Annotated in this window: 15 protein-coding genes; 9 read left to right on the forward strand and 6 right to left on the reverse strand. The window is 49.2% G+C overall.

Annotated features, from left to right (window positions below; all coding sequences use genetic code 11):
* Position 1: 1 nt before the first annotated feature.
* Genes C8E01_RS10905 through mnhG form a run of 5 tightly spaced genes read left to right on the forward strand, consistent with a single transcriptional unit; the run spans position 2 to position 3,052 of the window.
* Positions 2–364, forward strand: coding sequence for a Na+/H+ antiporter subunit C (locus tag C8E01_RS10905; protein WP_116543472.1), 363 nt, complete (start codon positions 2–4; stop codon positions 362–364).
* A 9-nt stretch (positions 365–373) separates the two neighbouring features.
* Entirely contained in the window at positions 374–1,882 is a 1,509-nt protein-coding gene (locus C8E01_RS10910; protein WP_116543474.1) for a proton-conducting transporter transmembrane domain-containing protein, read from the forward strand.
* A 1-nt stretch (position 1,883) separates the two neighbouring features.
* Entirely contained in the window at positions 1,884–2,381 is a 498-nt protein-coding gene (locus C8E01_RS10915) for a Na+/H+ antiporter subunit E (protein WP_116543476.1), read from the forward strand.
* 29 nt (positions 2,382–2,410) lie between these two features.
* Positions 2,411–2,647, forward strand: a complete 237-nt coding sequence (locus tag C8E01_RS10920; protein WP_243409534.1) for a monovalent cation/H+ antiporter complex subunit F — start codon at positions 2,411–2,413, stop codon at positions 2,645–2,647.
* A 3-nt stretch (positions 2,648–2,650) separates the two neighbouring features.
* Positions 2,651–3,052, forward strand: coding sequence for a monovalent cation/H(+) antiporter subunit G (gene mnhG, locus C8E01_RS10925; RefSeq protein ID WP_116543480.1), 402 nt, complete (start codon positions 2,651–2,653; stop codon positions 3,050–3,052).
* Between the two features lie 5 nt (positions 3,053–3,057).
* Here the strand turns inward: mnhG and C8E01_RS10930 are convergent, their stop codons facing one another.
* Together C8E01_RS10930 and C8E01_RS10935 are read right to left on the reverse strand one after the other, a co-directional pair.
* Complete coding sequence (locus C8E01_RS10930; protein ID WP_116543482.1) at positions 3,058–3,864, reverse strand: metallophosphoesterase; 807 nt, start codon at positions 3,862–3,864, stop codon at positions 3,058–3,060.
* A gap of 181 nt (positions 3,865–4,045) precedes the next feature.
* Positions 4,046–5,749: a DUF748 domain-containing protein gene (locus C8E01_RS10935; protein WP_116543484.1), complete on the reverse strand. Its 1,704-nt coding sequence runs from the start codon at positions 5,747–5,749 to the stop codon at positions 4,046–4,048.
* Positions 5,750–5,980: 231 nt separating this feature from the next.
* Between C8E01_RS10935 and C8E01_RS10940 the strand changes: the two genes are divergently transcribed.
* The 3 genes from C8E01_RS10940 (at position 5,981) to C8E01_RS10950 (ending at position 8,082) form a co-directional block, all read left to right on the forward strand.
* Positions 5,981–6,535 carry a TetR/AcrR family transcriptional regulator gene (locus tag C8E01_RS10940; RefSeq protein ID WP_116543485.1) on the forward strand — a complete coding sequence of 185 codons (555 nt, stop codon included), beginning with the start codon at positions 5,981–5,983 and terminating at the stop codon, positions 6,533–6,535.
* Between the two features lie 21 nt (positions 6,536–6,556).
* Positions 6,557–7,417, forward strand: a complete 861-nt coding sequence (locus tag C8E01_RS10945) for an alpha/beta fold hydrolase (protein ID WP_243409535.1) — start codon at positions 6,557–6,559, stop codon at positions 7,415–7,417.
* 65 nt (positions 7,418–7,482) lie between these two features.
* Positions 7,483–8,082, forward strand: coding sequence for a hypothetical protein (locus C8E01_RS10950; RefSeq protein WP_116543486.1), 600 nt, complete (start codon positions 7,483–7,485; stop codon positions 8,080–8,082).
* A gap of 51 nt (positions 8,083–8,133) precedes the next feature.
* Here the strand turns inward: C8E01_RS10950 and hisIE are convergent, their stop codons facing one another.
* The 4 genes from hisIE to hisH form a co-directional block, all read right to left on the reverse strand.
* Positions 8,134–8,739, reverse strand: a complete 606-nt coding sequence (gene hisIE, locus C8E01_RS10955) for a bifunctional phosphoribosyl-AMP cyclohydrolase/phosphoribosyl-ATP diphosphatase HisIE (RefSeq protein WP_116543487.1) — start codon at positions 8,737–8,739, stop codon at positions 8,134–8,136.
* A 180-nt stretch (positions 8,740–8,919) separates the two neighbouring features.
* Entirely contained in the window at positions 8,920–9,678 is a 759-nt protein-coding gene (gene hisF, locus C8E01_RS10960) for an imidazole glycerol phosphate synthase subunit HisF (RefSeq protein WP_116543488.1), read from the reverse strand.
* On the reverse strand, positions 9,672–10,394 hold the full coding sequence (hisA, locus tag C8E01_RS10965) for a 1-(5-phosphoribosyl)-5-[(5-phosphoribosylamino)methylideneamino]imidazole-4-carboxamide isomerase (protein ID WP_116543489.1): 723 nt from the start codon (positions 10,392–10,394) through the stop codon (positions 9,672–9,674). Before hisA ends, hisF begins: the two co-directional genes overlap by 7 nt.
* Positions 10,391–10,972: an imidazole glycerol phosphate synthase subunit HisH gene (gene hisH / locus C8E01_RS10970; protein ID WP_116543490.1), complete on the reverse strand. Its 582-nt coding sequence runs from the start codon at positions 10,970–10,972 to the stop codon at positions 10,391–10,393. The genes hisA and hisH overlap by 4 nt, the downstream gene beginning before the upstream one ends.
* A 508-nt stretch (positions 10,973–11,480) precedes the next feature.
* Between hisH and C8E01_RS10975 the strand changes: the two genes are divergently transcribed.
* Positions 11,481–13,529 carry a S9 family peptidase gene (locus C8E01_RS10975; protein ID WP_116543491.1) on the forward strand — a complete coding sequence of 683 codons (2,049 nt, stop codon included), beginning with the start codon at positions 11,481–11,483 and terminating at the stop codon, positions 13,527–13,529.
* Positions 13,530–13,576: the final 47 nt, after the last annotated feature.

A 13,576-nucleotide genomic window follows, 5' to 3' on the forward strand; every position in this document is an offset into this window, starting at 1 on the left:
CATGGAACTCATACTGCCCTTTTTGATCGGAATACTTTTTTCAGCGAGTCTATACCTGATTCTGCACCGGCATTTTTTTAAACTCATACTCGGGCTTATTCTATTTGGACTTGCTACCAACCTGTTTCTGTTCGTGATCGGCCGCCTGACCCGCGGAGGGTCCGCTATCATCGGGCAGGGCGAAAATGTAGCCACCGAACCCTTTGCCGACCCGGTGCCGCAGGCGCTGCTCCTGACCGCTATCGTGATCGGTTTCGGCATCCAGGCATTCGCCATTGTGCTCATCAAGCGGGTGTACCAGTCGTTCGGCACCACCGACCTCGACGATATGAGTACCACCGATCAGATAGAGGAGAACCACTAAGCGCACCCTATGAACCACCTGCTCATCATGTTGCCGATGCTCATTCCGCTTTATGGGGCTATCCTGAGCCTCTTCAGTTGGCGGTATGTGCGCGCGCAGCAGTTTATCGGCATCCTGACACAAGTCTGTCTGCTGATTGCTACTTTCCTGCTGCTCTTCGATGTGAATGAAAACGGCATCCGGACAACCCAGATCGGTAGCTGGCCCGCCCCCTTTGGCATTACGCTGGTGGCAGATTTGTTCAGCTCGATGATGGTGATCACCAGTGCTATCACCGGCATGGCCATTTACCTTTTTTCCATCAAAGGGCTCGACAAGGCGCGGCAGACTTTTGGCTATTACCCGGTACTCCTTATCCTGCAGTTAGGTGTGTCCGGCGCCTGCCTGACGGGCGACCTCTTTAACATGTTTGTGTGGTTCGAGGTGCTGCTGATCTGCTGCTTTGTCCTGATTGCGCTGGGCGGCACCAAGCCACAACTGGAAGGGGCCATCAAGTATGTGACCATCAACTTTCTGGCGACCGGCTTTCTGCTTACAGGTATAGGGGTGGTGTACGGTATAATGGGTTCACTTAACCTGGCTGAGTTGGCCGTGCTGGTGCGCACGCCGGTTTCGCACCCGGCCCTTATTACCATGGCAGGCATGTTTTTCCTGATTGCATTCGGTATCAAGGCAGCCATCTTTCCACTCTTTTTCTGGCTTCCGGCTTCCTACCACACTCCGCCCATCGCCATCTCTGCCTTTATTGCCGGTATACTCACCAAGGTAGGTATGTACGCGCTTATCCGACTTTTCACACTGATCTTCGTCACGGACCAGGAGTTGACCATCCCGCTTTTCACGGTGCTGGCAGGTTTTACGATGGTGATCGGGGTATTCGGGGCTGCTTCACAAAACGATTTCCGCAAGATCCTGTCCTTCCACATTGTCAGCCAGATCGGGTACATGTTGATGGGTTTGGCGCTGTTTACGCCCCTGGCCATAGCGGGGAGCATTTACTTTATCATTCACAACATCCTGGTCAAAACCAATCTCTTTTTGATCAGTGGCGTAGTGGCGCACCGCCATGGCTCCTTCGCGCTAAAAAAGCTGGGCGGTGTATACCTGCAGCAGCCTCTCCTGTCGGTGTTGTTTTTTATCTCGGCTTTCTCGCTGGCCGGCATACCGCCTTTCTCAGGTTTCTGGGGCAAGTTCATGCTGGCCAAGGCCGGTTTTGAGATCGATAGCTTTGTCATCGTGTTTGTTTCGCTGGCCGTTAGCCTGATCACCATTTTCTCGATGACCAAGATCTGGAACGAAGTGTTCTGGAAAAAGAAACCAGTATCGGACCCGCTGCTGGAGGTAATGACGGAGCGGGAGAAGCACGACAACCGACTGCTGCACTTACCGGTCGTTATGCTGGTTGGGTTCATTCTCTTTATCGGGCTTTATGCTGAGCCGGTGGTGGCGATGGCGCAATTGGCAGCCGAGCAACTGCTGAATAGCGAATTATACATAAACGCCGTATTAAAAAAATAACATGAAGACTTTCATCGTCCATTTCCTGATCGCTTTCCTTGGCAGCTACGTGTACTTCAAGTATGGTGATCCCCTATTGCCCTACAATGCGGTTTGGGCTGTCATGGTCTCGGTTTTCATCATGTTTCTGCTGTGGCTGACTTCACCGTTCTACCACCGTTCTTATTTTCATAAACTGCCGAGGGCTTTAAGTTTTGTCATGTTTTTTCTCAAAGAGCTGGTGGTAGCCAATCTTCGGGTTGCCTACGACATCCTGACACCCAATTACCACATGAAACCCGCTGTAGTAGCTATTCCGCTTTCTGTTACGACAGACCTGGAGATCACACTGCTGGCTAACATCATCACCCTGACTCCGGGCTCGCTTATGATAGATATAAGTGCAGATCGCAAATTTCTTTACATGCATACGCTCTATGTAAAGGATGACGATCTTGAATTGGTGAAACAGCACGTTAAAAACGGTTTCGAGCGCCGATTAATACAACTGACCAGATGAGCTTATTTTCTTTCACTCTCATATTTGCCATGGCAGCACTTAGCCTCTGCCTCGTTATGACAGGTATACGGTTTGCGATAGGGCCTACACTACCTGATCGCATCACAGCCTTTGACCTTTTCGTAGCCAACATCATTGGTATAGTGGCCATCTACACGGAGCTCACAGGCAACCAGGACTTCATTGACGTGGCCATCATTCTATCTCTGTTTGGTTTTCTTGGCTCTATCTCTTTTGCTTATTATCTCATGAAATCAGCCCGTTGACTTATGCTAGAAGACATTAATTTTCTACTCATCCGCGAAATCATCAGTTCGGTATTAATCATCGTTGGGGTGATGTTCATGCTTATCTCCACCATCGGCCTTTTGCGCTTCCCGGACTTTTATATCCGTATGTCAGCCATCACCAAGGGGGCAACACTGGGGCTGGGGTTCATCCTGTCAGGTATGGGAATTTACTTTAACGAGCCGGATATGCTGTTGAAAGTAATGCTCATTATTGGCTTTACTTTCCTGACCTCACCGGTGGCGGCACACGTAATCGGCCGAACTGCTGTACGCAACAAGATCCCTTTTTGGCAACCAACTAACCTGGAAGAGTTTAAAGAATACCTGCGTAAAGAGCACAGCACCCACCGCGACCACCAGCGGGACAACAAGCATTTATAGCAGGCTTAGTGCGTGGGGTGATGCAAAAAAGGCCGGATGGACTCGGCATACGTGTCGAAGGCATCGACAGTGGTCAGGATGTGGTCCGGGTAGGTAAGCGCCGTTAGTTTGCCTCCAAACACGCAGCCCGTGTCGATGTTGATGGTGTTGTTCTTCCAGCGTGGCTCCCGTACCGGGGTATGCCCGTATACCACTACCGCCACCCCGGAGTAATCTGCCGCCCAGTCGAGGCGGACCGGCAGGCCGTATGCATCAACTTCCCCGGTGGTTGGCCCATACAGGCACAGATCACGCACCGATTTGCTATGTCGCCCGTGCAGGCGTTCTTCCAGACCGGCATGTGCTACCACTAACCTACCTTCGTCTAGTATAATATGGTGTGGCAGATTTCCTAAAAACTCCCGCACCCTGGAAATGAAAGCCTGGTTATAGTTTTCTAATTGTGCCATCGTGAGTTCCAGGCCATGACGAACCTGGACGTTGCGTCCCATCAGCTTCCGGAATAGTTTATCGTCGTGGTTGCCGCTCACACAAAGGGCCAACTCCTGCTCCACCATGTCCATAACCAGGCGCAGCACTTCGGGTGAGTTAGGTCCACGGTCCACCAGATCGCCTACAAACACGGCCATGCACCCCTCTGGTGCCGCCACGCGGTACTTGCCAGTTGCTTTATCATCCTCAATCTTGTATCCCAGCTTTTTGAGCAGAGTCAATAGTTCATCAAAGCAGCCGTGCACATCCCCAATAACATGGAAATGGCCGTGCAGGTCTTTCAGTATCAGGTTTCCACTTTTGTCTGCCTCGTAGCGCATAGGCTCTAATTGTATCGTTTTTGGTTAGGTCTTAACCACTATAATAACTAAAAAACAGCCCTTCAGGTTAGATGTCGTATGTTATTTTTTTCTAAGCGACTGGAATATATACTTTTAAATTCCAGATGTTTCTGGCTTGGTTCTTATTAGTTTTTAACTGGGAGCCAGACTGCACTCTGCTTTATCTATTGGGATCCCGAAGATCAGCCCCTATACCTTCTACCCCAGCAGCAGTCCGAAATCCGCTAACCAGGCAATCTTTCCAGTAATTGAATACTGATCGTTTTTTGGCGCGCACCACTGCAATATCTCCAGCCCGAAGCTGCTCTCCCTCTTCCGGGTTATCAGACTTGATCACTACTTTGTTAGCTACCTTCGAGAGTATCTTTTTGCCAAGCGACTGACGTTTGTCTTCATCTTTCGTCAGCACATCTACTTTGAAATTCTGATAGCGCACATTCAAATTGCCACTTGCCTTGTTGCGGTAGAGGTCTATCTTAAAATCACTTTTCTGCAGACTGCCCTCTTTCAGACTGATAAAAGCGGTCGGCTCCAAAATCGGATTGAGAACTGCCAGGTCGGCGGGCCCGGCTGTGCCCTGTAAGGTATGGAAGCCATCGGGGTCCAGCAGGTTTAACCTGATGGTGAGAGCTACCGGGGCCTTACCGTATACCGAAGCCTTTGCATCCACCACAGCCGGGCTTTTAGCGGACATGCGGTTTTTATCGTTGGTAACATTGCTGATCGTTGCAGACAGGTTTTCAAAAGTAATGATGCCTTTCTCGGTAGCCTCCTCTGCCAGTTCTTCGTAGCGGATGTGCATGCCCTGTACCTCCACTTTCTGAAGGGTAAGGCCGGTCTTTAACTGTTGGATAATGTCGTGTGGGAGCGGCTTATCTCCTTTTGGGCTAAAGTTCTTCCGATCCATATACGCACTTAGGGACGGGTTCCTGAGCACCACTTTGTCGGCCACCAGGTTATTATATTGGGAATGCACCTTGTAGTCAACACCACTCACGTTAATTTCCGGCACCTCCAATCGCATCGTCGAAACCGCTCTGCCCTTTAAGCGAGCAAGGGCTGCGTTATCCAGAAGCGGAATCAGTTTTAAATTGCCGATGTTGAGCGTTCCATCTTCGGTGTTGGCTTTAAGAGCAGTTGCCTCTAACTTGTAAGTGCCATCTGGCAGCGCAAACGCTGCTTGGCCAGATTCCAACGTGATTTGCCGAGCATAATAAGCGCGCTCCTTATCCTGAAAGGCTGTACTGTCCAACCTGAAATCCTTTATGGATATCGTCAGCTTCTCAAGTGATATCCGGTCTGTCTCCGCGTCCTGCCTTTCACGAATCCGTAAGGTAGCTTCCTCAACTTCCATGGCTCCGATCCGGAGTTGTTTCATGATCCCATCTACTGCATCATGCAAGGGTTCATGGCTTTCGGTCGTATCCTGGCGCATTTCAGTGATCAGGATAGTAGGCTGAATTACCTGCAGCTTACTCAAATCAAGAGGATTACCACGGAGTACCCCGATAAAATTAATGCCAGCTAATACCAGTTTATTTGTTTTAAGATCGATCAGGGTACGGGGTGCTTTTGTTGCTGAGGTGTCTTGCTGGCTTATATCCTGCCGTTTGTCCCACGCCTCGAAGTTAGGTACCAGCTGTACAGAGTCTGCCGAGATGCGCCCGCTTAGCAAAGACGAGTCAAGTCCGTGCAGTTTTAAAGTATACAGTCCGTTTGACTCGTCTTTTACCCGCGACTCCAGTTCATGCTGTAGCCAGGGGGTAAAATACTGGGATGTGAGGATGCCGATGATGATAAAAAGTACTGTAAGAATGACGAGCAGCCATAGCCACCATTTATGGAAGAGCGTTTTATTGTTCACGTATGATTCAGTTTCAGTTGAATACGAGCAGTAGTCCGATGTGTTTACAACCTCACATACTGAAATTGTTTCTGAAATTAAACTCCAGACCGCTGCGCCAGTTAATTGGAGGTCATGTATACGAGGGCAAAAGATCTGTCGTTAATGAGCATATCCACACAAAAAATACGGAAACTTTTATTATGAACGGACGTTCAATCATTGTAGATTTGCACAAATGTACATTTTGCTATGCCCCGTTTTCAGGAAAAAAGAGAACTCAGTATCAACAAGTTAGTAGAAGTGGCCTTGAGGTTGTTTGCATCAAAAGGCTATGAAGCTACCTCCATACGTAACATTGCCGGTGAAGCGGGCATGTCGCTCGGGCTGCTTTATAATTATTTCAAAAGCAAAGACGAGTTGTTGGAGGAAATCTTCCGGCGTAGTGTGGAAGACATTCACGCCTCCTTCGTGCAATCCCCTGAAGTAGGAGGTTCAGGTATAGAGCAGCATATCCGGCAGACCGTGAAATTGCTTAAAGAGAAGAAAGATTTCTGGAAATTACTGCATGGCATCCGAATACAGTCAGAGGTAGTGAGGCAGTTGATGGCTGAAATGCAGGAACAAACAGCCTATATCGAAGACCGTATCCGACAGAACCTGATAGTGGCGGGCATCCCCTTCCCTGACCTCGAAGCAAAACTCCTCTTCGCCTCCATTGACGGAATGGCAAGCCATTTTTTGCTCTACGACAATTATCCCATCGATGACGTGGCTTCGCTCCTGATCATGAAGTATAAGAAGTGATTGTTAATTGTTTTGATAAATATGATGAAATCACCTAACTGGCTTGACCGCATTTTATACCCCTTTGCACACCATACGGTGCAGTTGCAAACCGGGCAAATGCATTTTGTAGATGAAGGAAAGGGCGAGCCCATCGTGTTTGTGCACGGTACGCCTACCTGGTCTTTCGTCTGGCGGCAGCAAATTAAGGCGCTCAGCCGTACCCACCGCTGCATTGCACCCGACCACCTGGGCTTTGGCCTTTCAGACAAGCCGGTTGATTTTGCCTATACCCCCGAAGCACACGCGCATAACCTGGAGCAGCTGATCGACCAGTTACAGCTTAAAAACATCACGTTGGTTGTACACGATTTTGGAGGCCCCATTGGCTTAAGTTATGCCCTGAAGCATCCTGAAAATGTGAAGCGGCTGGTCATTTTGAATACCTGGATGTGGTCGCTCGAAAACGAAGCGCAGATAATGAAGATAAGTAGTTTTCTGAATGGAAGTATCGGCCAGTTCCTATACCTGAATCTGGGCTTTTCAACCCGGATGCTCCTGCCCAAAGGCTACCACCAAAAACGCCATCTCAGCAAAGACGTGCACCAGCATTATTTAAAGCCACTTAATAATAGTCGCAACCGGATCGGTACCTGGCAATTTGCAGTGGCCCTAAAAGAAGCAGGCCCATGGTTTGAAAGTCTTTGGGAGCAACGGGCAAAGCTTCGTGCCATACCTATGCTGATCCTTTGGGGAGAAAAAGACAAACTGCTTCCGCTTCATTTGCTTGACCAATGGCAGCAGGCATTTCCGGAAGCAGAAGTGAAACGTCTTGATGCCGGGCATTTTGTGCAGGAAGAAAAAGGAGGAGAAATCGCTGATATGATTAAACATTTTATATAAAGAATATATAATATTTATTGCAGATAAAGTAATCTTTTTCATACCTTTATAGTCAAATTAAAACTATGAAAAAGATCATACTTTCCACATGGCTTTTAGTCATTGCATTTTTCTCTGTTTCATGCGACAAGCAGGACGACGAGAGCACCACGATCGTACCGAAAGTGGAGGCTAGCATGGAAAGGTCTTTTCATTATTTGGAATCTGAGGAGGAGGAAAAAGCAGTCTATAGTCTCACCCTCAAAGAAATGCAGCTCTTATCCGATGAGCATAAACTGCAGATTGACTTTGCGCCTTCACGTCCTGCCGGGAATGATGCGGTGGTATTCAGCATCAAACAAGCCGATCTTTTAAACGGGTATATCGGCACCTATCCGATCCGGTCACTCTCTAACAACAAGAAGGGACGCGCCGATATCACATACTACCACTACTACAACAAGACCAGCAAAAGCGCTTTGTTCAGCAGTGGCAATCGTATGGATGGCCAAATTGAGATAAAGGCTTACAATGCCACAACAGGCCTTGCAAGTGGCAATTTTGAAGTGACAATTAGTAATGTTACAGATCCTACTTCTTACGAAGACAATCCCATCAAACCCCGCAAGTGTAATATCACGCTGAAAGGTAGTTTTAAGAATCTAAAACTGGTTGACGCTCACTAAGTACATCTTTTTAGCAATAAAGTAAGGACCGGTCGCACGTGCAACTGGTCTTTACTTTTTATGACGCTCCTGCAACACAGCCACGACATCTGCTAACTCCAGCCCAGTCGCCGCTAACAGAACCAGCAGGTGGTAAAGCAGATCAGCGGCTTCACCCTTCATAGTATCGAGTTTACCGGCAACGGCATCGATTACCGTTTCTACGGCCTCTTCCCCCACTTTCTGGGCGATCTTGTTTACGCCTTTGTCGAACAGAAAATTGGTATAGGACGCTTCCGCCGGGTTTGCCTTGCGTTGCTGTATTACTTCCTCCAGTCTGGCGATAAACTGAATCGCAGCCATACGCTTTGCAGTTGGATCTTCCCCAAAGCAGCTCGTGTCACCGGTATGGCAGGTAGGGCCATTGGGTTTCACCTTGATCAGGAGCGAATCGTTGTCACAGTCTTCGGCAACACTAACCACTTGCAGGGTATGGCCGGAGGTTTCGCCTTTTGTCCAAAGACGGTTCTTAGAGCGGGAGAAAAATGTCACCAGTCCCTCTTTTTGCGTTTTGTCAAAAGCCTCTTTGTTCATATAGCCCAGCATTAGCACTTGGCTTGTAGCATCATCCTGTATCACAGCAGGCACCAGCCCACCCATTTTATCAAAATCTAGCATAGGAAATTTTAGGACTGTTAAATTGTTGAATGGTTAAATTGTTAAGAATTACAAAGGTTCTATTAGGGATAGATCGCGACCTGCCCGAATTTTGCACCTTTCATCCGCTCAATCAGTTGGTAAAATAATTACGCAACTTAACAATTCACTCATTCGCTCAAACATTCATTCACTCAATTGCTAACACCTCACCGCTATACCTTCTGCCTTTAGAAACCGCTTCAGATCCGGTATATCCAGTTCGCGGAAGTGAAAGAGGCTAGCGGCAAGTGCAGCGTCGGCATGTGCTGATTCGAAAGCTTCAGCGAAATGCTGCATGGTACCTGCCCCACCAGAAGCAATGACCGGCACGGAAACGGCTTCTGAAACAGCCTTGGTGATATCAAGCGCAAATCCGGCTTTGGTACCGTCATTATTCATGCTGGTTAACAGGATCTCCCCTGCGCCCAACTCTACGACTTTCTTGGCCCAATCCACCGTGGCATGTTCTGTCTCCACGGTTCCGGCGCGGGCGTATACCTTCCAGCCAGTAGCTTCAGTATACTTGGTGTCGATGGCCACGGTCACACACTGACTGCCAAATCGCTTCGCCAGATCCTCTACTAACTGCGGGTTCCGGATAGCGGCTGAGTTGATCGATACTTTATCAGCACCAGCCATCAAGAGAACCTCCACATCAGCCACGGCACTGATGCCACCTCCCACTGTGAAAGGTATATCGATGTGGCGGGCAATGTCGCGCACGAGTTCGGCAAAAGTCTTGCGCTCTTCGTTGGTAGCGGTGATATCCAGGAACACTAACTCGTCGGCGCCTTGTTCGGCATACCACTTAGCCAACTCCACCGGGTCGCCGGCATCCCGGATATTCTCAAAACGAACGCCTTTTACAGTGCGGCCGTTCTTGATATCCAGACAAGGTATAATGCGTTTAGTTAACATAAAAATCGCGCTAAGTCCTTTAATGTAATCGTTCCTTCGTAGATCGCCTTCCCGATGATGGCGCCCTTTACACCGATCTCCTGCAACTCCTCCAGATCCTGCACGGTCGTTACGCCGCCGCTAGCGATCACTTGGGCTTCGGGCAAAGTAAGTTTCAAGTAGCGGTAGGTGTTGATGGAAGGCCCCTGCAGCTTGCCGTCTTTGCTAACATCGGTACAGATGAAAAGTTTTGCACCTGTCTTGAGGTAGCCCGACATAAAATCCTGCAGCGGATATTTGCTCTCTTCCGTCCATGCACTGATGGCGATGTTCGTTCCCTTGAAATCGGCCCCGATGATGATCTTGTCAGCTCCGTACTGCAACAGCCAGTTCTTCACCTTCTCCGGCTCACGCACCGCTATACTGCCAGCTGTGATCTGCGCTGCACCCGCATCAAAAGCCTGTTTCACGGCTTCGTCGGACTGCAGTCCGCCGCCAAAGTCGATAGTAAGGCTGGTATTGGAGGCAATACTTTCGAGAACATTCAGGTTCACCGGCTTACGTGAGCGCGCGCCGTCCAGGTCCACCAAGTGCAGGCGCTTTATGCCGTTTGCTTCGAAGCGTTTGGCCACTTCAAGCGGATTGCTGTCGTAGGTGGTTTGCTGGGCGAAGTCACCCTCGGTGAGGCGCACGCATTGGCCGCCGATCAGGTCTATGGCTGGGATTATTTCCATCATAAGGTAAGGAAGTTTTTAAGAATTTGAGAACCGGCAGGACCGCTTTTTTCGGGGTGAAACTGCGCAGCGTAGAAGTTTTTATACTGTAGGGCGGCTGAGAAAGGATCCGGATATGAAGTCTGGGCAATGGTATAGTCACTCAGCGGTACATAATAGCTGTGCACGTAGTAGGCGTGCTCGCCTTCGGCTATACCTGCAAACAAAGGCGATTGCAGCTTCTCCAACTGGTTCCAGCCCATGTGTGGTACTTTCAGGTCTGTCTCAAAACGCTTCACCGGCAAAGGGATTATGCTTAGCAAATCGGTGTCGCCCTCTTCGGAATGCTCACAGAGCAACTGCATACCTAAGCATACTCCAAAGAATGGCTGCTCGAGTGTAGGCAGTAACTTATCCAAATTGCGGGCCCGCAGCTGCGCCATGGCCGACGAGGCCTCTCCTACGCCCGGGAAAATCACCTTATCCGCCGCCTTGATCGTTTCAAAATCGCAGCTCAGCGTAGCCTGCACCCCCAGTCGCTCCAGCGCAAACAGCACCGACTGCACATTACCAGCTTTGTAATCAACTATAACGAGGTCCATTTATATAATGAGTAATGGATAGTGACGAATGATTAATGAATCAACAACTCAAAAAAGCTATCAGAATCAGGTTAACCAGCAAATATTGTTAAGGTTTCGAAGAGAAATTTACAAGTATCGTTTTCCCGAACTTGGAATCCCAAAGGAGTCTTAATTCTGATGCGAGGCAACATTTCAAAAACTCTAAATTCCTAAATCTTCAAATTTCCAAATGCCCCTAATCCTGCAAATCCTAAAATCCTATAAATCCTGATCACAAACAAAAAAAGCCTGACTCTGTTCGGAGTCAGGCTTTGGAAAGTATATTTTAGTAAACTAAATCAAATCCATAGGCAGACGGCTCCGAAACTAGTGCTTCGTGCATGATGATGGTGCAGATGTGCCATTGTGCCTTTCATTGCTGCAAATATAGGTTACGCTCAGCGTAATACCATGCGTATACCTGATTCTTTTCACAAGGTATACGATTGTCGTTTCAGAATGTCAGGTTTTCGGTTATTTTTGGAGCATGAAAAAGATGATGATACTGGCTGCTGTGTTTGCCGTGACAATGGCGCAGGCACAACAGCGCATGACCCCGGAATTGCTTTGGAAGCTGGGCCGGGTTTCTGCAGAAACAATAACTCCCGACGGAAAATCCGTGATCTATGGCGTGAGCTATCCGAATGTTGAAGAGAACAACAGCGAGCGCAACCTCTACGCTATACCTGTTGCAGGTGGACAAGCAACGCAGCTGACCTCTACCAAAGGCGGCGAAAGCGTGGTGCACATCGACGAAGCGACAGGCAACATGGTATACCTGCACAAAGGGCAGTTGTGGCAACTGGCCAGTGGCAAAGGCGGGCCAAAGCAACTGACCAACGTGGAAGGTGGCCTGAGCAATGTGCGTTTCTCTCCGGACGGAAAACACCTGTTGTTCTCCCGTGAGGTAGAAGTTAAAAAAATGCACAGCACTGACCTCTACCCGGAGCTAAAGAAGTCCAACGCCTACGTGTACGACGACCTGAACTACCGCCACTGGGACACGTGGGAAGACGGCAAGTTTCAGCACATCTTCTTTGCCAGCTACAACAACGGTCAGCTGGGCACACCGGTCGACCTGATGAAGGGTGAGCCGTTTGATGCACCACAAAAGCCCTTCGGTGGCAAAGAAGACGTGATCTGGAGCCCGGATAGTAAGGCCATCATTTACGTGAGTAAGAAGAAATTTGGCAAGGACTACGCTGTGAGCACCAACACCGACATCTACCGCTACGATATTGCCAACGGAAAAACGATCAACCTCACTGAGGACAATATGGGTTACGACACCCACCCTACCTACAGCGCCGACGGTTCTAAACTGGCTTGGTTGGCGATGGACGAAGACGGCAACGAAGCCGACCAGAACGAACTGATCGTGCTGGATACCAAGTCTGGCAAAAAGCACAACCTGACCAAAGACTGGGACGAAACGATCAACGGGTTTGAGTGGAGCAACGACGGCAGTAAGATCTGGTTTGTAGCCCCTACCAAAGGCACGATTCAGGTATACGAGATCGCACTTTCAAAAAACCTCGATAAGTTCACGGCCAAAGGTATACGCCAAGTAACTAAAGGCCAGTTCGACGTGAACGGCATTGTGGGACAGGCAGGCAACAACCTGATCGTGTCGCGCAATGATATGAACCATGCGCCCGAGCTTTACCGTCTGGATACCAAGTCTGGTCAATTGACGCAGCTGACAAATATTAATGACGAGGTATACAGCAAACTGGCGAAGAGCAAAGTGGAGCCACGCACCACCAAAGCGAGTGATGGCAAAGACCTGTTCTCGTGGGTAGTCTATCCGCCGGATTTCGACCCTAACAAAAAATACCCGACTTTACTTTACTGCCAAGGTGGTCCACAATCGGCCCTGACACAGTTTTACTCGATGCGCTGGAACCTGCAGCTGATCGCAGCACAGGGTTACATAGTAGTGGCTCCGAATCGTAGAGGTATGCCGGGTCACGGTGAAGAATGGAACCGCCAGATCAGTGGTGACTGGGGTGGTCAGCCTATCCGTGACTACCTGTCTGCCATCGATGATGTGGCCAAGGAGTCTTATGTAGACAAGGAGCGATTGGGTGCGATTGGCGCGAGCTACGGCGGATACTCCGTGTTTATGCTGGCCGGTTTGCACGAAGGCCGTTTTAAAACCTTTATTGCCCACGATGGTCTGTTTGACATGCGCAGCTGGTATGGAACCACCGAAGAAATGTTCTTCGCCAATAACGAGCTGAAAGGACCTTACTGGGAAACCAAGTCGCCGCAAAGCTATAAGGAGTTCAACCCGATCGAGCATGCCAACAAATGGGACACGCCTATCCTGATCGTGCAGGGCGGACAGGACTTCCGGGTAGGTATAGAGCAAGGTCTGCAGGCTTTCCAACTGGCCCAGCTTAAAGGCATCAAGAGCCGCCTACTCTACCTACCAGACGAAAACCACTGGGTACTGCAGCCGCAGAACGCCATGGTATGGCAGCGCGAGTTCTTCAAGTGGTTAGATGAAACCCTGGATAAGAAAGCAAATTAAAAGTGAAAGCCCGGTGCTGTAAAGTACCGGGCTTTTTTGTGTTCATG

Source organism: Pontibacter virosus (assembly GCF_003096355.1).
GTDB classification, from domain to species: Bacteria; Bacteroidota; Bacteroidia; order Cytophagales; family Hymenobacteraceae; genus Pontibacter; species Pontibacter virosus.